Origin of the sequence: Rhizobium favelukesii (genome assembly GCF_000577275.2) — a bacterium.
GTDB lineage: Bacteria > Pseudomonadota > Alphaproteobacteria > Rhizobiales > Rhizobiaceae > Rhizobium > Rhizobium favelukesii.
Window position 1 is genome coordinate 956,326 of sequence record NZ_HG916852.1, and the last position, 20,479, is coordinate 976,804.

Annotated in this window: 22 protein-coding genes; 15 read left to right on the top strand and 7 right to left on the bottom strand. The window is 61.7% G+C overall.

Going from position 1 to position 20,479, the window contains the following annotated elements; translation table 11 throughout:
* The first annotated feature begins 46 nt into the window (after positions 1-46).
* The 4 genes from LPU83_RS43115 (at position 47) to LPU83_RS75345 (ending at position 2,423) form a co-directional block, all read left to right on the top strand.
* Positions 47-274 carry a F0F1 ATP synthase subunit C gene (locus LPU83_RS43115; protein WP_016552934.1) on the top strand — a complete coding sequence of 76 codons (228 nt, stop codon included), beginning with the start codon at positions 47-49 and terminating at the stop codon, positions 272-274.
* Positions 275-352: 78 nt separating this feature from the next.
* Entirely contained in the window at positions 353-991 is a 639-nt protein-coding gene (locus LPU83_RS43120) for a F0F1 ATP synthase subunit B (RefSeq protein WP_024314308.1), read from the top strand.
* A 3-nt stretch (positions 992-994) separates the two neighbouring features.
* The gene (locus LPU83_RS43125; RefSeq protein WP_024314307.1) at positions 995-1,486 is read left to right on the top strand and encodes a F0F1 ATP synthase subunit B; all 492 of its coding nucleotides are present in this window, start codon (positions 995-997) and stop codon (positions 1,484-1,486) included.
* A gap of 187 nt (positions 1,487-1,673) precedes the next feature.
* On the top strand, positions 1,674-2,423 hold the full coding sequence (locus LPU83_RS75345) for a DUF4168 domain-containing protein (RefSeq protein WP_309475094.1): 750 nt from the start codon (positions 1,674-1,676) through the stop codon (positions 2,421-2,423).
* Positions 2,424-2,565: 142 nt separating this feature from the next.
* On the opposite strand, the gene LPU83_RS43135 is transcribed toward LPU83_RS75345, so the two are convergent.
* Positions 2,566-3,258 carry a ribonuclease HII gene (locus LPU83_RS43135; protein WP_024314305.1) on the bottom strand — a complete coding sequence of 231 codons (693 nt, stop codon included), beginning with the start codon at positions 3,256-3,258 and terminating at the stop codon, positions 2,566-2,568.
* Between the two features lie 110 nt (positions 3,259-3,368).
* Positions 3,369-4,526, bottom strand: a complete 1,158-nt coding sequence (locus tag LPU83_RS43140) for a PA0069 family radical SAM protein (protein ID WP_024314304.1) — start codon at positions 4,524-4,526, stop codon at positions 3,369-3,371.
* Between the two features lie 137 nt (positions 4,527-4,663).
* Between LPU83_RS43140 and LPU83_RS43145 the strand changes: the two genes are divergently transcribed.
* Complete coding sequence (locus LPU83_RS43145) at positions 4,664-5,182, top strand: glycosyl transferase (protein WP_024314303.1); 519 nt, start codon at positions 4,664-4,666, stop codon at positions 5,180-5,182.
* Positions 5,183-5,366: 184 nt separating this feature from the next.
* Entirely contained in the window at positions 5,367-5,684 is a 318-nt protein-coding gene (locus tag LPU83_RS43150; protein WP_024314302.1) for a hypothetical protein, read from the top strand.
* Positions 5,685-5,719: 35 nt separating this feature from the next.
* On the opposite strand, the gene moaB is transcribed toward LPU83_RS43150, so the two are convergent.
* From moaB to LPU83_RS43170, 4 genes are all read right to left on the bottom strand, one after another.
* Positions 5,720-6,271, bottom strand: coding sequence for a molybdenum cofactor biosynthesis protein B (gene moaB / locus LPU83_RS43155; protein WP_024314301.1), 552 nt, complete (start codon positions 6,269-6,271; stop codon positions 5,720-5,722).
* Complete coding sequence (locus LPU83_RS43160) at positions 6,255-7,163, bottom strand: 4-(cytidine 5'-diphospho)-2-C-methyl-D-erythritol kinase (protein ID WP_024314300.1); 909 nt, start codon at positions 7,161-7,163, stop codon at positions 6,255-6,257. The genes moaB and LPU83_RS43160 overlap by 17 nt, the downstream gene beginning before the upstream one ends.
* A 6-nt stretch (positions 7,164-7,169) precedes the next feature.
* A complete protein-coding gene (locus LPU83_RS43165; protein ID WP_024314299.1) occupies positions 7,170-8,999 on the bottom strand; it encodes a tetratricopeptide repeat protein in 1,830 nt (609 codons plus the stop codon).
* Positions 9,000-9,129: 130 nt separating this feature from the next.
* The gene (locus LPU83_RS43170) at positions 9,130-10,146 is read right to left on the bottom strand and encodes a polyprenyl synthetase family protein (RefSeq protein ID WP_024314298.1); all 1,017 of its coding nucleotides are present in this window, start codon (positions 10,144-10,146) and stop codon (positions 9,130-9,132) included.
* 108 nt (positions 10,147-10,254) lie between these two features.
* On the opposite strand from LPU83_RS43170, the gene LPU83_RS43175 reads away from it, so the two are divergent.
* Positions 10,255-10,482 (top strand): putative signal transducing protein, encoded by a 228-nt coding sequence (locus LPU83_RS43175; RefSeq protein ID WP_024314297.1) that lies wholly within the window; start codon positions 10,255-10,257, stop codon positions 10,480-10,482.
* A 7-nt stretch (positions 10,483-10,489) separates the two neighbouring features.
* Entirely contained in the window at positions 10,490-11,266 is a 777-nt protein-coding gene (locus tag LPU83_RS43180) for a tRNA1(Val) (adenine(37)-N6)-methyltransferase (protein ID WP_024314296.1), read from the top strand.
* Here LPU83_RS43180 and LPU83_RS43185 read toward each other — a convergent pair.
* Positions 11,263-12,603, bottom strand: a complete 1,341-nt coding sequence (locus LPU83_RS43185; protein ID WP_024314295.1) for an Nramp family divalent metal transporter — start codon at positions 12,601-12,603, stop codon at positions 11,263-11,265. The genes LPU83_RS43180 and LPU83_RS43185 overlap by 4 nt on opposite strands.
* 169 nt (positions 12,604-12,772) lie before the next feature.
* On the opposite strand from LPU83_RS43185, the gene LPU83_RS43190 reads away from it, so the two are divergent.
* The 7 genes from LPU83_RS43190 to purD all read left to right on the top strand — a co-directional run bounded on the left by LPU83_RS43190 (position 12,773) and on the right by purD (position 20,474).
* Positions 12,773-13,633 carry a S49 family peptidase gene (locus tag LPU83_RS43190; RefSeq protein ID WP_024314294.1) on the top strand — a complete coding sequence of 287 codons (861 nt, stop codon included), beginning with the start codon at positions 12,773-12,775 and terminating at the stop codon, positions 13,631-13,633.
* A 19-nt stretch (positions 13,634-13,652) separates the two neighbouring features.
* Entirely contained in the window at positions 13,653-13,847 is a 195-nt protein-coding gene (locus LPU83_RS43195) for a membrane protein (RefSeq protein WP_007789132.1), read from the top strand.
* A 104-nt stretch (positions 13,848-13,951) separates the two neighbouring features.
* Positions 13,952-14,887, top strand: a complete 936-nt coding sequence (locus LPU83_RS43200; protein ID WP_024314293.1) for a glycine--tRNA ligase subunit alpha — start codon at positions 13,952-13,954, stop codon at positions 14,885-14,887.
* Between the two features lie 333 nt (positions 14,888-15,220).
* On the top strand, positions 15,221-15,772 hold the full coding sequence (locus tag LPU83_RS43205) for a LemA family protein (protein WP_024314292.1): 552 nt from the start codon (positions 15,221-15,223) through the stop codon (positions 15,770-15,772).
* Positions 15,773-15,865: 93 nt separating this feature from the next.
* Positions 15,866-17,125, top strand: coding sequence for a 3-phosphoshikimate 1-carboxyvinyltransferase (locus LPU83_RS43210; RefSeq protein ID WP_024314291.1), 1,260 nt, complete (start codon positions 15,866-15,868; stop codon positions 17,123-17,125).
* 41 nt (positions 17,126-17,166) lie between these two features.
* Positions 17,167-19,110: a DUF2207 domain-containing protein gene (locus LPU83_RS43215; RefSeq protein WP_024314290.1), complete on the top strand. Its 1,944-nt coding sequence runs from the start codon at positions 17,167-17,169 to the stop codon at positions 19,108-19,110.
* A gap of 83 nt (positions 19,111-19,193) precedes the next feature.
* The gene (gene purD, locus LPU83_RS43220; protein WP_024314289.1) at positions 19,194-20,474 is read left to right on the top strand and encodes a phosphoribosylamine--glycine ligase; all 1,281 of its coding nucleotides are present in this window, start codon (positions 19,194-19,196) and stop codon (positions 20,472-20,474) included.
* Positions 20,475-20,479: the final 5 nt, after the last annotated feature.

Genomic DNA, 20,479 nt, shown 5'->3' on the forward strand with positions numbered 1-20,479 from the left:
GGCGTCAGTCAATTCGCCGTAACAACCATTTCAAAGGAGTGAAAATATGGATCCCATCGCAGCAAAGTACATCGGCGCAGGTCTGGCTTGCCTCGGTATGGCCGGTACGGCTCTCGGCCTCGGCAACATCTTCGGCAGCTACCTGTCCGGCGCGCTGCGCAACCCGTCGGCTGCTGACAGCCAGTTCGGCCGTCTGGTTTTCGGCTTTGCCGTTACGGAAGCTCTGGGCATCTTCTCGCTGCTCGTCGCTCTCCTCCTGCTCTTCGCCGTCTAAGACAGGCGCATTGAAGGATCACGGCCTGCGACCCGCAAGCCGTGATCCTTTGCATTTGCCGTACACCTGGAGGTGAGCATGTTTTTTGTGACCCCGGCTTACGCCGAAGAGGCCCCGGCGGGAACCGCAGAAACTGGCGCAGCGACCGGTACAGACACGCATGCCGCTCCGGCAGCAGGCGAGGTCCACACCGAGACCGGCGTACCAGCCGAGCATCACGGCGGCGGCGTATTCCCGCCTTTCGATTCGACGACCTACGCCTCGCAGCTTCTGTGGCTGGCGATCACGTTCGTTGTCTTCTTCGTGCTCATGCAAAAGGTCATCACGCCGCGCATCGGTGGTATTCTCGAGCAGCGCCACAATCGCATCTCGCAGGACCTCGATGAGGCGGGCCGCCTGAAGGCGGAAGCCGACGCCGACGTTGCTGCTTACGAAGCCGAATTGGCCGCTGCTCGCGCCAAGTCAAACTCGATCGGCACTGCCGCTCGCGATGCCGCCAAACTGAAGGCGGAGGCCGACCGCAAGGCCGTTGAAGCAAGCCTGGCTGAAAAGCTGAAGGCTGCGGAAGGTCGCATCGCCGACATCAAGGCGAAGGCATTCGCTGACGTCGGTTCCATCGCCGAAGAAACCGCAACGGCTGTTGTAGAACAGCTGATCGGCACCACAGCAACGGCAGAGGTTGCTGCTGCGGTTGCTGACATCAAGAAGGGGGCTTGATCGATGGAATTTGCATTGGACGCAACATTCTTCGCATTCGTCGGTCTTGTGCTGTTCCTGGCGCTGGTCGTCTACCTCAAGGTTCCGGGCATGATGGCCAAGTCGCTCGACGACCGAGCCGATCAGATCCGCAACGAGCTGTCGGAAGCCAAGCGCCTGCGCGAAGAGGCCCAGCATCTGCTGGCCGAGTATCAGCGCAAACGCAAGGAAGCTGAAGCAGAAGCTGCACACATTGTCGCCGCTGCTGAGCGTGAAGCCGAAATGCTGACGGTGGAAGCCAAGAAGAAGACGGAAGAATTCGTCGCAAACCGCACCGCGGTTTCCGAGCAGAAGATCAAGCAGGCGGAAGTCGATGCGATGAAGGCGGTTCGTTCCGCTGCTGTCGATCTGGCGATCGCCGCTGCCGAAAACGTTCTGGCGAAAAAGGCCGACACGAAGGTGCAGGCCGATCTCTTCAAGGGGGCGGTCGGCGAAGTGAAGACGCGTTTGAACTGAGCGCTCGGTTCGTTTCAAGTGAAAAGCCCCGTTCAGCGACGGGGCTTTTTTGCTATTGGCGGCACGGCCGTCAAGGTGAAGGTGCCAATGCTGACGGATGAGACGCATCGCGGACCGATCTGTCAAACGATCAGCGCGCCGCCATGTCCGATCTCGTTGTCGAGCGTTTGATGCGCTCGTCGCCTTCATGGAAGAGGAGGCGCTGCGGGGACCGGAAAAATATTGCAGGGATATCGAGCAGGGCCATCACAGGCTTTATTGCGAGGACATCGACTGCATCCGCGCACATCGATCAAATCCTGGCCGGGCGCATGGCCGCCTGATCTGCGGAAAGGCAGCCGCCTGCCATAATGCCGCCATTCAATGGTCGGCGGATCGCCCCGCTATTGCCGCACCAAAAACGTCTCGCAATCACATTGTCGCCGGATCGTTCCTCAACCCTAACCAAGGCCAAGGCAGCGCGCTGCCGTTCACGCCGTATCATCACGGAGGAATGAAATATATGACCACTCGTTACATTGCTGCTGCGTTGTTAACTGCCGCAGCCTTCGGCTTGGTGCCTCTCAGCACGCCTGCGTCCGCACAGCAGGCAGCTCCGGAGACGCAACCGATCCAAGCGCAGCCAGAAAGCAAAGGCGAGGCCGCCGTCAGTGATCAGAAGATCGAGGCCTTTGCGGTTGCCTACCTGCAGGTCGACAAGATCAGGCAGGAATACGCGGCCAAGCTCCAAGCAACGCAGGATGCTGGGGCAAAGCAACAACTGCAGACCGAGGGCAGTAAGCAAATGGTTCAGGCCGTGGAAGGCTCTCCAGGGATATCGGTAGAGGAATACAATTCAATTCTGACAGCCGCGCAGAACGATCCGGCGCTCGTCAAGAGAGTTCAGGAAAAGCTCCAGGAATCGGCACCTACGCAGCAGCCCGCGACGCAGCAGTAGGCGGTCTCCGGGACTGCGCGCTTGAATTCTGGTTCAGGCATGCGAAGCGGCCCGATGGCCGCTTCGCATGCGATCTGTCATGGCTACGACAAAGACGGCCACGCAAGGCCCCATTCTCATAGGCGGGCGACACGGCCAGACGCTACTCCTGCAGCATCTCTTCCGTCGCGCCGCCCTCGATTGCGTCCTTTTTCAACGGCCTAAAACTCATGCGGTGAAGCGGGCATGGGCCATGCCGCTCAATGCCGGCGCGGTGCTGCGCTGTCCCATAACCCACATGTGCGGCAAAGCCATAGGCGGGGAAGACGGCGTGTGCACGCGCCATCATTCGGTCGCGTGTCACCTTGGCGACAATGGAGGCGGCAGCGATGGAAACAGAGCGCGCATCACCCTTGACGACCGCTTGGCCGGGACAGGCGAGACCGGGTGGAACGTCGAGTCCATCGGTCAGCACATAGCTTGCAGGTATCGACAAGCCGCAGATGGCGCGGCGCATGGCGTCTAGGCTGGCCTTGCGGATATCCGTCTCGTCGATGCGCGTCGAGCTCGAGGAGGCGATCGATACGGTCGCCGTCGCAAGAATCTGAACGAAAAGCTCCTCGCGCTTTTGTGCCGAAAGCTGCTTCGAATCGTTCAAGCCATCGGGAATGCGCTTTGGATCGAGAATGACGGCTGCTGCCACCACCGGGCCGGCCAGCGGACCGCGTCCCGCCTCATCAGCCCCCGCGACCGGCCAATGACCGGCCTTGCGCGCCTTCAGCTCCAGCCGGAAATCCGGCACGAGGGGGACATCTTCGAAAAGCATAGGAGAATCGGGTGACGTGCGAGGTTTCATGCGGCTGAACCTCGCACGCCAACCCGATTTCCTGCAAGTCCCCGGATCAGGGCGGCGGGCCGGGGACTTGGGCGCGGACGGGCAGGGCGACCATCCGCAAAGCTCGAATATCAAAGCAGCGACAACTGCACGCCGCTGCCATCAGGCGGAACGAAGAGGTCGTCGCGCAACGGCATGCTGCGCCGGGTCATGCCAAGCCGTTTCGTGGCCATCTCGAAACGACGCGCAATCTGCCAGGCATAGGGGCCAGCTCCCTTCATCCGCTTACCGAAATCTGCGTCATAATCCTTGCCGCCGCGCATCGAACGGACAAGCGACATGACGTGCCGGTAACGGTCGGGGTAGTTTTGCAGCAGCCAGTCGCGAAACAGCGGCGATACTTCGAATGGCAGGCGCAGGATGACGTAACCCGCTTCCTTCGCGCCCGCGGCATGGGCGGAGTCGAGAATGCGCTCCAGTTCGTGATCGTTGAGCGCCGGAATGATGGGCGCTGCCATCACCGATGTCTGGACACCCGCATCGGAGAGTGCGCGGATAGCCTCCAGCCGACGCGTCGGCGTCGAGGCACGCGGCTCCATTGTCCGCGCGAGCTTGCGCTCGAGCGTCGTCACCGACAGCGAAACACGAACAAGGTTCCTCTCGGCCATCGCCGAGAGAATATCGAGATCGCGCAGGATCATTGCCGACTTCGTAACAACCGAGACCGGATGGTTGGCCTTCTCAAGCACCTCGAGAATCTGCCGCATGATGCGCCATTCCTTCTCGATCGGCTGGTAGGGATCGGTGTTGGTCCCGATCGCGATGACGCGCGGCTTGTAACCGGGCTTCGCCAACTCTCGCTCCAGAAGCTTGGCTGCATCCGGCTTGGCAAAGAGCTTGGCTTCGAAGTCTAGACCGGCGGAAAGGCCCATATAGGCATGCGTCGGCCGCGCGAAGCAGTAGATGCAGCCATGCTCGCAGCCGCGATAAGGATTGATCGAGCGGTCGAAGGGAATGTCTGGCGATTCGTTGCGCGTGATGGCCGTCCGCGGCTTTTCGATCTGCACCTCGGTCTTGAACGGCGGAAGATCCTCAAGGTTCTGCCAGCCATCGTCGAAAGTCTCACGGTGCAGAGGCTCGAAGCGACCACTCGGATTGAGTCCGGCCGCACGCCCGCGGCGACGGTCGACATCGATCCGCATACCGGCAGATACGATCATCGCATCGGCAATATCTGCCGTATTGGCAGGCGCAAATGCGGCCTGCCCGGCAAGGGACTGCTCGTTCATCGGATTCTCCGCTGGCGGAAGCTTTGCTTCCATCCGTTTTGATGATTAAATTCCTATCGGCAAAAAGAGAACAATGCAAGAACAAAATGAGGAAAGTGCCGCTGGCAAAATTTTGTGCGGCGCTCTATGAATAGGCAATGTTGACTGTTGTACTTGAATGCCAGGATCAGGAGCCTGAGCTGGCGCAGACGTTATCGGTGTTGGTGGCAGGCGCAGTGGAGGGGCTCGTCAGTGACGTTGTGGTGCTTGACCATGACTCGCGGGACGGGACGTCGAGGGTGGCTGATGCTGCCGGCTGCCGGTTTCATTCGCAATGGGATATCAAAGATATAGTGCGCTCGGCGCGAGGCGAGTGGCTTCTTTTCGTCGAGCCCGGTGCGCGTCCGCAGACCGGCTGGATCGACGAGATTGCCGAGTACATGGCGCTGAATAAGCTGCCTGCACGGTTCACCGCTTCGCGCGGATATCGGCGTCCTTTTCTGCAGCGCATCCGCCGGGCGTCGTCGCCGCTGGAACTCGGGCTTCTCCTTCCCAAGAAACAGGCGATCGCCGCAGCACGAAGCGGAATGAGCCTCCTCGAATTCGCAAAAGGGCAGAAGCTGCGCAAGCTTTCCAGCGAACTCATTCCCTCTTGGGTTGCGCGCGCGGCGCGGTAGCTGCGCGTGCTCTCTTCGACGCCCCCGCAAATGATGGCGCCCGATACAATTTTGCGCTATAATTCCCGCATGGCGCCGCCCGAGCGCCTCGCTTCGTGACGGTCGACCATGAATGCCGGCAGACGGCAGAACAGGTCAGCGGAAGTCTCCTCTTCTGCCGGTTTCCGGCAAAAGGAGGTGCGTCATGAAACGCAATATGATCCGCGGCCTGTTGTCGGCCGTCATATTGACGACATCGATGATCGCGCATCCGCATTCGGCAGCATCGCAGATGATGCGCAGTTGCGCAGGCCGATCCGAGATCGTCGATTTTCTCGACAAGAACTTTGCCGAGAGGCTGACGGCAGTTGGGTTGGTCAACCAGAACGCAATGCTTGAGATCTACGCCGCGCAGAGCGGCACGTGGACGCTGCTCATCACGGATGTTCGCGGCGTAAGCTGCATCCTGCTGTCCGGTGATAGCTGGGAGACAATGCCTGCACTACCCGGCATAGGGATATAGAACGGCGGCCTGTCTTCGTCTGCCGGGGCAGTCCGTTACTTGCCTGTCCCGCGCTTTAGATGCTCGTCGAGACGCGGCATGATCTCCACGAAATTGCAAGGCATGTGGCGGTAGTCGAGTTGGGATTTGAGGATGCCATCCCAGGCGTCCTTGCAGGCCCCGGGCGAGCCCGGCAGCGCGAAGATGAAAGTTGCGTTGGCAACGCCCGCCGTGGCGCGCGACTGGATCGTCGAGGTGCCGATCTTGTCGTAGGAGATACGGTGGAACACCTCCGAAAAGCCATCCATCCTCTTTTCGAAAAGCGGCTCCAGAGCTTCCGGCGTGACATCGCGGCCGGTAAAGCCGGTTCCCCCGGTGGTGATGACGACGTCGATATCATCGCGTTCGGTCCATGCCTTCACACGCGAAGCTATCGCCTGTGGGTCATCAGGGACGATTCCCCGGTCGACCAAGCGGTGACCTGCCTCCTTGATCCTAGCGGCCAGCGTATCGCCGGAGCGGTCGTCGGCGAGCGTGCGGGTATCCGAGACCGTCAGCACGGCAATACCGACAGGAATGAAGGGACGCATTTCATCCAGCCCTGGCATCGTGTCCTCCAGCAGTCGTTTCCGTTGCTTCGAAATACCAGTCCTGCCGTTCGCTGTGAAGCGCGGCGGCCGCCGTCTCTGCCGCTACACGTGTATCAAAGATGCCGTAGCACGTGGCGCCGGAACCGGACATGCGAACGAGGGAGGCGCCCTGCTTCTTCAGCATCGCCGAGATCTCGGCAATTTCGGGCAGCAGGTCTCGAGCGACCGGCTCAAGGTCATTGCGCATCGAGCCTATCGTCTCGATCCAGGTGGAACGCAGCGTCATGTCGAGTGCCGGATTGGTCTTGCTCGTCAGCCTTCGGAAAACCTCGGGCGTCGATATGCCTTTCAACGGGTTCGCCAGCACCATGGCAAAGGCCGGCATGTCGTCGACAGGGATGATCTGCTCGCCAATGCCGCGCGCGATCAGTGGTCTGCTCGCCAGGCACATGGGCACGTCGGCCCCTAGCCGGAGGGCGACCGCCTCTATGGTCGCATTCGGAAGCGACACGTTCCAGAGCCGCGTCAGGCCGCGAAGCGTCGCTGCCGCATCGGCCGACCCACCGCCGATTCCGGACGCAATCGGCAGGTTCTTCTGGAGATCGATGCGAACCGCGGGAGCGATGCCGCTCTCGTGAGAGATCGCACTGCGCAGGAAATCCCGGGCCTTCAGGACAAGATTGTCGTGGCGGTCGTCGACGAGCGCTTCGGCAAAGCGTCCTGATATCACGAACTCGTCTCGCTCAGCCGGCGTAAATTCAAGCCGGTCGCCATGCCGGGTGAAGGTCACCAGCATATCGAGCAGGTGGTAGCCGTCGGATCTCTGGCCCGTCACATGCAGGGCCAGATTGATTTTTGCCGGAGCGTCCTCGATGACGGTCAGGTCATCGCCCATACTCGCCTCGGGCATCGCCTATCAGGACTTCTTGTCCGTGGGCTTCGGTTCGACCGGCGCCGGATCCGGCTGCTTCTTGTCAGCCGCCTTGGAGCTGTCCGTATCCTGCGGCAAGCCGTTGGCGATCTTTTCCTTGATCTTCGGGATCGCGGATGCCTCGGGTTCGGAGCCGAGCGCCCGGTTCCACTGGTAGACGGCTTCGAGCTTGCGGCCGACACGCCAGTAGGCATCACCCAGATGGTCGTTGATCGTCGCGTCGCCGGCCTTGATCTGTGCTGCTTTCTCCAATTCCTCGACCGCGTCGTCGAAGCGGTTCAGCCGGAAATAGGCCCAGCCAAGCGAGTCGATGATGTAGCCATCGTCCGGACGCAGATCGACCGCCTTCTTGATCATCGCCAGGCCCTCGTCGAGGTTCCGGTTCATGTCGATCCAGGAGTAGCCGAGGTAGTTCAGAACCTGCGGCTGGTCGGGGTTGAGTTCCAGTGCCTTGCGGAAATTCGGCTCTGCCTGGTCCCATTTCTTCAGGCGTTCATAGGCGATGCCGCGCTGGAAGAAGACCGTCCATGCGCCCCTGCCCGGCAACGGGCCGAGGACTTCGACGGCCTTGTCGTAATTGTCGGCCATGGCGGCGTAGTCCTTCGCATCCGACAGCACGCTGCCATAGGCGAGGTAGCTGCGAACGTCCTTCGGATCAGAGGCGATCAGGCTCTGAAGGTGCTTGCGCGCCTCTTCCACCTTGCCGCCCTGCGCAAGGGCAAGGCCGAGCTGCAGCTCGGAGATGCGGCGCATCGGCGAGTTCTCCGGCACCTGCTTGTAGAGCGCGATCGCGCGGTCCATCTGCTCCTGCTTCTCGGCAATGCCGCCGAGCATGACGAGCGTATCGGCGCTATCCGGATCCAGCGTCTTGGCGGTCTGCAGGTAGAGCGAAACGATATCCTCGGCGCCGTCGCGGTTCAGCGCCCCGCCGATGGAGAAAAGTACGCCGGCAGCGCCCTGCTTTGCGGTCTGAATCTGCTGCTCCTGCTTCTCGCCCTTTTCGATGCTCTGGCGCAGCGCATTGAGCGGAGCGTAGTTCGGCAGCAGGTTGTCGCCGACGGAAATCGCGTCGAGCGCCTTCTGCTTGTTGCCCTGCGAGGCTTCCAGTCGGGCGAGAGCCATGACGGCGCGCATGAAGGTATCGGGAGCCGTCGCACCGCCGTCCTTGTCGAGTACGGCGTCGTTGAGGTTCTGGCGGGCGGCCCTTATGTCGCCGTTCACGATCGCGATCGCGCCGGCGTTGTAGGATTTGAAGATGCCGACCCAATCCGGCCCCTTCATCCTCTGAACCATGGAGAGAGCTTCCTTGCCACGGCCGGCGCCGACGCGGGCCCAGGCGGCGAGCAGATCGTTCATCATTCGGTCGAGATCGTTCGGGCCGGTATATTTCAGAAGCGATTCAGCCGTCTTGTATTCGCCGCGTCGAATGGCATCCATGCTGCGCACGACCGTCGTGATGCGTTCGACCGTTGGATCGCCTTTCAGGTCGTTGGCATACTTCACGCCATCCTTGATGTCGCCGTTCAAAAGCAGCGAGATCATCAGGCGCTGGCGGATTTCCGGATTTCCCGGCTCGATCTGCAGCGCCTTCTTGTAGAGTTCAATCGCCGTCTCGTAGTCGTGATCGACATCGGCAGTCCGGGCGGCCAAAAATGCGCCGGAGAAGCTCGTGACGCTATCCGGATCGAAGATCACCGTGGCGGCATCGTCCTTCTTGGCCGTCTCTTCGGCATTCACGCCGCCGAGCGCTGCCAGCGATAGGACCGCTGCCATGGCTGCGCTCGAAAGAAGACGGATGGCAAGTTTTTGCCGCATTAGAAAACCTCTCTTGTCGGGCAGCCGGCCTCGTCCGACTGCAAAATCAGTTGAAATGACTGACTCACAACAGGATGGCTTTTTTGGAGCGGCCCTGCAATAAATTCAGCCCGCGATCAGTGACCGTCGATTAATTGACGCGCTCGATGCAGAAGTCGATGACTTCCAGCAGGGCTGACTTCCATCCCGTTTCGGGAAGCGGCGCGAGCGCATCGCGTGCGATCGTGCCGTAGTGAACCGCCCGGGCAATGGTGTCGTTCAGCGTGCCATACTTGGTAATCAGGCCAAGCGCCTTTTCGAGATTCTGGTCGCTGCTCTCGCCGCCTTCAATGGCCTGTCGCCAAAAAGCGCGCTCTTCCTCGGTTCCGCGGCGATAGGCCAAGATGACCGGAAGCGTGATCTTGCCTTCCCGGAAGTCGTCGCCGACATTCTTGCCGAGATCGGCCGCCTTGCCGCCGTAGTCCAGCGCATCGTCGACGAGCTGGAAAGCGAGACCAAGGTTCATGCCATAGGACTTCAGTGCGTTGCGGCCGGATTTGCCGGCATCGGCGACGATCGGGCCGACTTCGGCGGCTGCGGCAAACAACGCTGCCGTCTTCGCGCGGATGACGGCGAGGTAGTCGTCTTCTGTCGTTTCCATGTTCTTGGCGACGGAAAGCTGCAGCACTTCGCCTTCGGCGATCACGCAAGCCGCCGAGGAGAGCACGTCGAGCGCATCGAGCGAGCCGACATCGACCATCATGCGGAACGCCTGGCCGAGCAGGAAGTCACCGACAAGCACGCTCGCCTGGTTGCCCCAGATCATGCGGGCGGTGGATTTGCCGCGGCGAAGGTCGCTCTCATCGACGACGTCGTCATGCAGCAGCGTCGCCGTGTGCATGAACTCGACTGATGTCGCAAGCTTAATGTGGTTCTCGCCCTTGTAGCCGAATAGCGCAGCAGACGCCAAAGTCAGCATCGGACGAAGGCGCTTGCCGCCGGACGAGATGAGATGGTTGGCCACTTCGGGAATCATCTGGACGTCGGAACCGGCCTTGGAGAGGATAAGCTGGTTCACCCGTTGCATGTCCGCTTTGGTCAAATCGACCAGCGGCTTGACAGATGCCAGTTTGTTTTTGCTTTCTTCAAGCGGTATGACCACGCCCAACGACCCGGACTCCTGTTAAATTATTGAGTTCGACAATAGAAAGGGGCGATTGGCGCGGCAAGGGGTGAATTGTCGCGTCGCGCAAATTTGAAAGGGATTTTCCGGCAAATGCATGAACTTATTCGCGCCAATGATCCCGTGTTGCTCTCCTACGCGGAGAGCCTGCTGAAGGATGCGGGGATCCACTGCTTCATTGCCGATCAAGGGATGAGCATTCTGGAAGGGTCGCTCGGCATGCTGCCGCGCCGGCTCCTCGTCGATGACGAACAAGCCGACCAGGCGCGGCGCATTCTCGTGGATGCCGGGCTCGGTGGCGAATTGCGCGCTCCGAAGTGAGCCTGAGATGACGGGAGATCTTGCCGAGACGATTGACGCCTTTCACCGGGGGCTGTTCCATGTGGTGCAGCCGAAGGGCAGGGGGCATCGCTCCGGCATGGATGCAATGCTGCTTGCTGCGCTCGTCGCCGACGACCGCCCGATCACGGTCGCGGATCTCGGTGCCGGCGCAGGCGCCGCCGGCTTGGCCGTCGCGTCACGGCTGCCGGCCGCCGAAGTCGTCCTCTTTGAGCGTTCCGGCCAGATGGCCGACTATGCGCGCCGCAGCATCCTCCTGCCTGAAAATGCGCATGTGGCGGGCCGCGTTTCGGTCGTCGAGGCGGATGTGACGCTAAGGGCGAAGGCGCGAAACGAGGCTGGTCTCCCCGACGAGAGTTTCCATCATGTGATCATGAACCCGCCGTTCAACGATGCGGGCGATCGCCGGACGCCCGATGCCTTGAAGGCGGAGGCACATGCGATGACGGAGGGGCTGTTCGAAAGCTGGGTGCGGACGGCCGGGGCGATCATGATCCCCGGCGGGCAATTGTCGCTCATCGCACGGCCAGAATCGATTGCCGAGATCATCGACGCTTGCGGACGCCGCTTCGGCGGCATCGAGGTGACCGCGATCCATCCGCGCGACGGCGAGAGCGCCGTGCGTATCCTGGTCACGGCGATCAAAGGATCGCGCGCGCGGCTTTCGCTGCGCGCGCCACTTATCATGCACGAGGAGGGAACGCATAAATTCTCCCCCTTCGTGGATGATCTCAACAATGGCCGGGCGGCCTACAGCAGGCGCTAGCCGACGACGAAGTCGAACAGCAGCTTGACATTGAGACCCGCAATCAGGACCGCGATCACGTAGGCAATCGCACTCAACCAGCGGGGGGCGACCAGCGCGCCCATCTTCGCCCTGCTTGCCGTAAACATCACGAGCGGGAAGACGGCGAAGGAAAGCTGTAGGCTGAGCACGACCTGCGTCAGGATCAGCAGTTCCGCCGTGCCCTTGTCGCCATACCAGATGGTGACGAAGGCGGCCGGAACGATGGCGATCGCACGAGTGATCAGGCGGCGAACCCACGGCTGAAGCCGGATCTTCAGGAAGCCTTCCATGACGATCTGACCCGCAAGCGTTGCCGTAACCGTCGAATTCAGGCCGCAGCACAGGAGCGCGATGCCGAAGAGCGTTGGAGCGATTGCCAGTCCAAGCAGCGGTGCGAGCAACGAAGATGCCTCGCCCAGTTCCACGACATCCGTTTTGCCGTTCGCATGGAAGGCAGCAGCGGCCAGGATCAGGATCGATGCGTTGATCAGGAGCGCGAAGCACAGCGCTACGGTCGAGTCGATCGTCGCGTAGGTCAGCGCCTGGCGCTTTTCCGGCACCGTGTGGCCATAGGCGCGGGTCTGGACGATGCCGGAGTGCAGGTAGAGATTGTGCGGCATCACGGTGGCGCCGAGAATGCCGAGCGCGAGGTAGAGCATCTCGGGGTTGGAAACGATCTCGGTCGTCGGGAAGAAGCCCCGGATCACCGCACCCCATTCCGGGTCCGCCAGGAAGATCTGCACGCCGAAGCACACGGCGATGATGGCGAGCAGGGCGATGACAAAGGCTTCCACCCAGCGGAAGCCGATCTTCTGCAGATAGAGGATGAGGAACACATCGAGCGATGTGATGAGCACGCCGAGTTCGAGCGGGATGCCGAAGAGAAGGTTGAGGCCGATCGCCGTGCCGATCACTTCGGCGATGTCGGTCGCGATGATGGCGATTTCGGCAAAGGCCCACAGCGGAACGGAGACGTATTTCGGGTATGCGTCACGGCACGCCTGGGCAAGGTCGCGGCCGGAAGCGATCGCAAGGCGCGCACAGAGCGACTGCAGGACGATCGCCATCAGGTTGGACAGCAAGGCGACGGTCAGCAGGGCATAGCCGAACTTCGAACCGCCGGCGAGCGAGGTCGCCCAGTTGCCGGGGTCCATATAGCCGACGGCCACCATGTAGCCGGGCCCGAGGAACGCGGCGATGCGGCGCCAGCGTGTGCCATGTGTATGCGTCTGGACGGACCGGTAGACATCGGAAAGCGATGCCTCTTCACGTTCGTGTCGCCAGCCGGCCTTCGCGTTCGGATTTACGATGTCCATGCAGTGTCCGCCTATTACCAATCCGACCAGTATGTCTAATTGGAATGATAATGCAAGTCATTCGCAACAAGATTTGTGAACGACAGATGTTTTCTGCTGCGACCATTGCGTTTGTCGCTCCGTTGCATACATGGAAGACGTTCGCTCACATCGTCGCAAAGGATGGAAAATGGCCGGATTTTTGAAGAGGTTGCTGCCGAAGCGTTTCCGTAAGGAAGGCATGGTGATCCCCGTCGTTCGACTTCACGGCCCGATCATGAGCGGCGGGAGCCAGTTCCGGCCCACCCTCAATCTCGCCTCAACGGCGCAAGTCCTCGAAAAGGCCTTCAGTTTCAAGGATGCGCCGGCGGTTGCCATCTCGCTCAATTCGCCCGGCGGCTCCCCGGTGCAGTCGCGCCTCGTCTTCACCCGCATCCGCGAACTCGCGCGCGAGAAGCAGAAGAAGGTTCTCGTCTTCGTCGAAGATGTTGCCGCATCCGGCGGCTACATGATCGCGCTTGCCGGCGACGAGATCATTGCCGATCCCACCTCTATCGTCGGCTCGATCGGCGTCGTCTCTGGTGGCTTCGGCTTTCCCGAGCTCTTGAAGAAGATCGGCGTGGAGCGCCGGGTCTATACGGCCGGAGAAAACAAGGTGATCCTCGATCCCTTCCAGCCGGAGAAGGAAAAGGACATCGAATACCTGAAGACCCTGCAATTGGAGATCCATCAGGTTTTCATCTCCATGGTTCGCGAGCGGCGTGCCGGCAAGCTGAAGAACGACGACGTAGTCTTCTCCGGGCTTTTCTGGACCGGTATGCGCGCACTTGAGCTGGGTCTGGTCGATGGGCTCGGCGACATGCGGCAGGAATTGAAGCGCCGCTATGGGGCCAAAAGCAAGCTCGAGCTGGTGATGCCAGCGCGTGGTCTTTTCGGACGACGCATTCCGGGTATATCGTCAGCCAGCTTGGAGGGCGCCGGCGCCGGTCTTGCAACCGGACTTGTCGAGGCCGCCGAGGAGAAGGCATTGTGGAGCCGATTCGGGCTCTGAGGGAGTGAAGGCTGGCATCATGCCGCAACTGATAATTATCGTCGTGCTGGTCGTCGGCGCCTGGCTTCTCTACCGCCGCTTCATCGCTGATGCAAAGCGGCTCGCCGAGCGATCCCGTCGTGCCGAGAAGGAGCGCCAGACGGGCGCCATCGGCACGCTGGTCAAGGATCCGGTGACCGGCGAATACCATCTGAAGAAGGACGAGGACGAGTAGGGCCGCAAAAGCCTTGACCCGTTTGGCGCGGCATGGCACCTGTCCGCGCACTTTTGTACGAATTCGGAAGCCGTTCCATGTCTGCAGCCGCAATCCCCGACCATATGAACCCCAAGCGCTCGTTTCAGGCGCTGATCCTCACGCTTCACAACTACTGGGCGGACAAGGGGTGCGCGGTTCTGCAGCCTTACGACATGGAAGTCGGTGCCGGTACGTTCCACCCGGCAACGACGCTGCGTGCGCTCGGGCCCAAGCCGTGGAAGGCTGCCTATGTGCAGCCGTCGCGCCGCCCGTCCGACGGCCGCTACGGCGAGAACCCGAACCGCCTGCAGCATTATTATCAGTATCAGGTCATCCTGAAGCCGAACCCGCCAAACCTGCAGGAACTCTATCTCGCCTCGCTCGCAGCGATCGGTCTCGACCCGCTGCTGCACGACATCCGTTTCGTCGAGGATGACTGGGAAAGCCCGACGCTCGGCGCCTGGGGTCTCGGCTGGGAGTGCTGGTGCGACGGCATGGAAGTGTCGCAGTTCACCTATTTCCAGCAGGTCTGCGGCATCGAATGCTCGCCTGTCGCGGGCGAGTTGACCTATGGTCTGGAGCGCCTCGCCATGTACGTCCAGGGCGTAGACAACGTCTATGACCTGAACTTCAACGGCCGCGAGGGCGACCAGAAGATCAGCTACGGCGACGTCTTCCTGCAGGCTGAGCAGGAATATTCACGCCACAATTTCGAATACGCCAATACGGAGATGCTGCACCGTCACTTCGTTGACGCCGAGAAGGAGTGTCAGGCGCTTCTCGCCGCCGGCGCGCCGGGCGACAATGCGAACCAGCTGCTGCACAAGTGCGTGTTCCCGGCCTATGACCAGTGCATCAAGGCAAGCCACGTGTTCAATCTTTTGGATGCGCGCGGCGTGATCTCGGTCACCGAGCGCCAGAGCTACATTCTGCGGGTGCGCACGCTGGCCAAGGCCTGCGGCGAAGCCTTCCTGCTGACGGACGCGGGTGGGGTAAATCTGGCGAAAACCGCCGCTTGAGGGTGGCGGTCAGCGGCGTTCGTCGCTTCTGACCTCGACACGGCGTTCCACCGGACGCGCCATTTTCTGGACAAAGAAGTACGAAGCGATGGCCAGCGTGTTGAGCAGGAAAAGTACTGCGCTCATACTGAGTGATCCTCGGCGCAAGTTTCTCACGCACGTCTATCTCGATCGTGCAGAATGAAAATATGGTGTCCGCGCACCCTGCGGTATCGTGATTTTTCACTACCCCTTGCAATCGATCGCCCGAAAGAGGCCGGAAATGCGGGATGACAATCTGCAGTAAGGCGCATAGTCTCCCGGCATATTTTTTGTCGTTGCGGGGGATTCGCGATGTATTTCGTTCTTGGTCTTGTCGTTCTGGCCGCGCTCTATGCCGTCTTTATTTATAACGGCCTTGTTCGTGCCCGGCAGATGGCTGAGGAAGCCTGGTCCGGCATCGATGTGCAACTGAAGCGCCGCGCCGACCTGATCCCCAACCTGATCGAGACCGTCAAGGGTTACGCGGCGCACGAAAAGACGACTCTCGAAGAGGTCGTTGCGCTCCGCAACAAGGCCCAATCAGTTCCAGCAGGCGATGTCGCCGGCCGCGCCCAGGCGGAAGGTCTGCTCGGTCAGGCACTTGGCCGCGTGCTGGCGCTGGCCGAAGCCTATCCCGACCTGAAGGCGAACGAGAATTTCCGCGAGTTGCAGACCTCGCTCGAAACGATGGAAAGCGAAATCCAGATGGCGCGCCGCTACTACAATGGCGCGGCCCGCGATCTGAACGTCAAAGTCGAGAGTTTCCCATCCAATCTGGTCGCCGGCCAGTTCGGCTTCCAGAAGCGCGAGTATTTCGAGATCGCCAACGAAGCGGATCGCGCCGTTCCGACGGTAAAGTTCTGATATCCGCCATTTGCCTTTGCGCAAAAGCTGCTATGAGCAGGACATGATCGTGGCTGGAGACGGCCTTCGCGCAAAGACGGAAAAGACAAGGAAATGAGTAAAGACAAGCTCACCATCATCCCGCCGGGCAAGCCGCTGACAGGCCGCGCCATCCCGCCCGGGTCGAAATCGATCACCAATCGCGCGCTGCTGCTGGCTGGTCTTGCCAAGGGCACCAGCCGCTTGACCGGTGCGTTGAAGAGCGACGACACGCGTTATATGGCCGACGCGCTGCGCGCCATGGGAGTGATTATCGACGAGCCTGATGATACGAGCTTCGTCGTCACCGGCAGCGGTAAACTGCTGCCGCCGCAGGTGCCACTCTTCCTCGGCAATGCCGGAACGGCGACCCGCTTCCTGACGGCTGCTGCCGCCCTGGTGGATGGCACGGTTGTCGTCGATGGCGATCAGCATATGCGCAAGCGCCCGATCGGCCCGCTCGTCGATGCGCTGCGGTCACTTGGCATCGACGCATCGACCGAAACCGGCTGCCCACCCGTCACCGTCAAGGGCACCGGTCGTTTTGTGGCGAGCCGCGTCCAGATCGATGGCGGCCTGTCCAGCCAGTATGTCTCGGCGCTCCTGATGATGGCCGCTGGCGGCGACAAGCCGGTGACGATCGAGCTGCTTGGCGAGGATATCGGTGCGCTCGGCTATATCGATCTGACGACCGCGGCGATGCGCGCCTTTGGCGCCAAGGTCGAGAAGACGAGCCCGGTGACCTGGCGCGTCGAGCCGACCGGTTACGCGGCAAGCGACTTTGTGGTCGAGCCGGACGCCTCGGCCGCAACCTACCTCTGGGCGGCGGAGGTGCTGACATCGGGCAAGATCGATCTCGGTGTCGCGAACACCGCGTTTACGCAGCCGGATGCGAAGGCCTACGATCTGATCGCCAAGTTCCCGCATCTTCCTGCCGTCATCGACGGTTCGCAGATGCAGGACGCCGTCCCGACGCTTGCCGTTCTGGCCGCTTTCAACGAGACGCCCGTGCGTTTCGTCGGCATCGCCAATCTGCGCGTCAAGGAATGCGATCGCATCCGCGCAGTCTCGACCGGCCTCATGCAGATCCGTCCGGATCTGGCACGCGAGGAAGGCGACGACCTGATCGTCCAGTCCGATCCGGCTCTCGCGGGCCAGCGCCTGCCGGCCAAGATCGACACCTTCGCCGATCATCGCATCGCCATGAGCTTCGCGCTTGCCGGCCTGAGGATCGCCGGCATCACGATCCTCGATCCGGATTGCGTCGGTAAGACCTTCCCGACCTACTGGCGGACGCTGGCAGGGCTTGGCGTGACCTATGCCGACGCGGGCTGACGTTATCTGATGCGGCCGGGACGCCGCAGGCGAGGGGTATGATGATCCGACGGCTTTTCGGCCTTTGCTTCGTTCTGTTTCTGATGCTTGCGGCGCGTGGCGCCACCGCTGCGGAGGTGATTAACGCATTCGCCTCCGACATCGTGCTGGAAAAGGGCGGCGCGTTGACGGTGACGGAGACGATCACCGTCAACGCCGAAGGCAACCGGATCAGGCGCGGCATCTTCCGCGATTTTCCGCTGACCTATCAGGACGCGAAAGGCCGCCTCCGCCGCGTCGATTTCGACGTGGTCTCGGTCAAGCGCGACGGCCGCGACGAGCCCTGGCACACCGAGTCCATCAGCGGCGGCATCCGCATCTATGCCGGCTCGGAAGATGTGTCGTTAAGCTCTGGCCGCCACCAATACGTCTTCACATACCGCACCAATCGCCAGATCCGCTACTTCGACGATCACGACGAGTTCTATTGGAACGTGACCGGCAACGGCTGGATCTTCCCGATCCTGAGTGCCACGGCGATGGTGAACCTTCCGGATGGGGTCAGCGCGACGGATACCGCCTTCTTCACCGGCCCGCAGGGCGCGACGGACAGGAATGCAAGCGTTTCCGGAGACGGTAATCGACTGCTGTTCTCGACGACCCGGCCGCTCAACGCCGGTGAAGGGCTGACGATCGCCGTCAAGATGCCCAAAGGTTCTATCAATCCGCCGAGCGCCGACGACGAGCGGCGCTGGTGGCTGAGCGACAACCGCGACTACTCCCTCGGTTTCGGTGGCCTCATCCTCGTCTTCCTCTATTACACGCGCTCCTGGCTGAAGGTCGGCCGCGATCCGGCCCGCGGCGTGCTGGTGCCGCGCTGGGATCCGCCCGACGGCATCTCGCCGGCGCTGGTGAACTATGTCGACAATCGCGGCTTCTCGGGGCAGGGCTGGACGGCGCTGTCGGCCACGGCCCTCAACCTGGCTGTGCGCGGATACGTGGTGCTGGAAGACCTGAAGAACGCGATCATCATCCGCCGCACCGACAAGCCGGTCGGCAAGGAGAAGCTGGAAGCCGGCGAAGCGAGCTTGCTCAACGCCGTCGGAGCCAAGGGCTCCCTGACGATCGACGAGGCCAACGGAACGAAGGTGAAGTCGGCGGGAGACAGTTTCCGGGCCGCCATCGAGCGCGAGCACCGCGGCAAATACTACAATGCGAATACTGGATACACGACGGGCGGTATCGCACTCAGCGCCGTCTCGTTGGTGGCCCTCTTCGTCTTTGGAACGTTGGAGCCGGAGACCATCGCTTTGATGATCATTCCGATCGTCGTCGTCGTCTTCATTTCTGTCTTCGTTGCCGGCTTTGCCAAGTCGTTTCGCCCCGGCAGAGCGCTCGGCGCCAAGATCATGTCCGTGATCGCCATCGGTATCGCCGCCTTTATCGGCTTCAGCATCGTGTCGTCGCTGGCATTGGCGCTGTTCTCCTCGCTGGTCGAGTTCCACGAGACGCCGATGCTGTTTGCCATCGGCGGCATCATCCTGCTGAACCTGCTCTACGTCTTCATCATGGGCGCGCCGACCCCGCTCGGGGCCAAGCTGACCGATGGCATCGATGGTTTGCGTCAGTACATGACGCTGGCCGAGAAGGACCGCATGAATATGGAGGGGGCGCCCGAGATGTCGCCCCGGCATTTCGAGAAACTCTTGCCCTACGCTGTGGCGCTCGGCGTCGAAAAACCCTGGTCGCGCGCCTTCGAGACCTGGCTTGCTGCAGCGGCGGCGGGCGCCGCTGCCGCGGCCTATGCCCCCTCGTGGTATTCCGGCAATTTCGGCAGCGGCAACTTCTCCGATCGCATCGGCGGCTTCTCCTCGTCGATGGCTTCGACGATCGCTTCCACCATTCCGGCACCGCCCTCCAGTTCGTCTTCCGGTTTTTCCGGTGGCGGCTCCTCGGGAGGCTTTTCCGGTGGCGGCGGTGGCGGTGGTGGCGGCGGCGGCTGGTGAGCTTGACCCCGGGGCAAGCATTCTCGCTTGACCTTTCGGCGCTCTCCCCTTAACCGCCAGACGGAAACGCGAAAGGGACGGGCATGAAGGTTCTGTTGATCGGATCGGGCGGACGCGAACACGCATTGGCCTGGAAGCTGGCGCAATCGCCGTTGATGACGGAATTTTACGCCGCGCCCGGCAATCCGGGCATTGCCGAACACGCGACGCTCGTCGCCGTCAATGTCGATGACCACGATGCGTTGATCGCCTTCTGCAAGGACAAGGCGATCGATTTCGTCGTCGTCGGCCCCGAAGCCCCGCTGGTGGCCGGCATTGCCGACAAGCTGCGCGCAGAAGGATTTGCCGTCTTCGGCCCGTCGGCTGCTGCGGCCCAGCTCGAAGGCTCCAAGGGCTTCACCAAGGATATCTGCGCCCGCTACGACATCCCGACTGGTGCCTACCAGCGCTTCAACAATGCGCCGAAGGCCAAGGCCTATATCCGCCTGCAGGGCGCCCCGATCGTCGTCAAGGCCGATGGCCTTGCTGCCGGCAAGGGCGTGACCGTCGCGATGACCGTCGATGAAGCACTCGCCGCCGTCGACGATTGCTTCGAGGGCGCCTTCGGTGCTGCGGGCGCCGAGGTCGTTATTGAGGCCTATCTCGATGGCGAGGAGGCGAGCTTCTTCTGCCTCTGCGACGGCAAGCACGTCCTGCCGCTCGCAACCGCCCAGGACCACAAGCGGGTGGGCGAGGGTGACACCGGCCCGAACACCGGCGGCATGGGCGCCTATTCGCCGGCGCCCGTGATGACGGCCGACATGGTCGAGCGCACCATGAAGGAAATCATCGAGCCGACCATGCGCGGCATGGCCGAAAGCGGCTATCCCTTCTCGGGCGTCTTCTTCGCCGGCCTGATGATCACCGCCAAGGGGCCGGAACTCATCGAATACAATGTCCGCTTCGGCGATCCGGAGTGCCAAGTGCTGATGATGCGGCTGGAGAGCGATCTGCTGCCGCTTCTCTTTGCCACCGCCAACGGCACACTCGATCAGGTGTCCGCCGAATGGACCGACGACCCGGCCCTGACTGTCGTCATGGCGTCGAAGGGTTATCCGGGCTCCTACGACAAGGGGACGCCGATCCGCCATATCCCGGAAGCGGGTGATGGCGCCAAGGTGTTTCATGCCGGCACAGCCCTGACGGACGGCGCGCTGGTCGCGACCGGCGGGCGGGTGCTCAACGTCACGGCCACGGGCAAGACGGTTGGCGAAGCACAGGCGCGCGCCTGTGCGTTGCTCGACAAGGTCGATTGGGACAACGGCTTCTGCCGCCACGACATCGGCTGGCGCGCGATCGAACGCGAAAAAAGCGCTGTTCGGTAGACCTG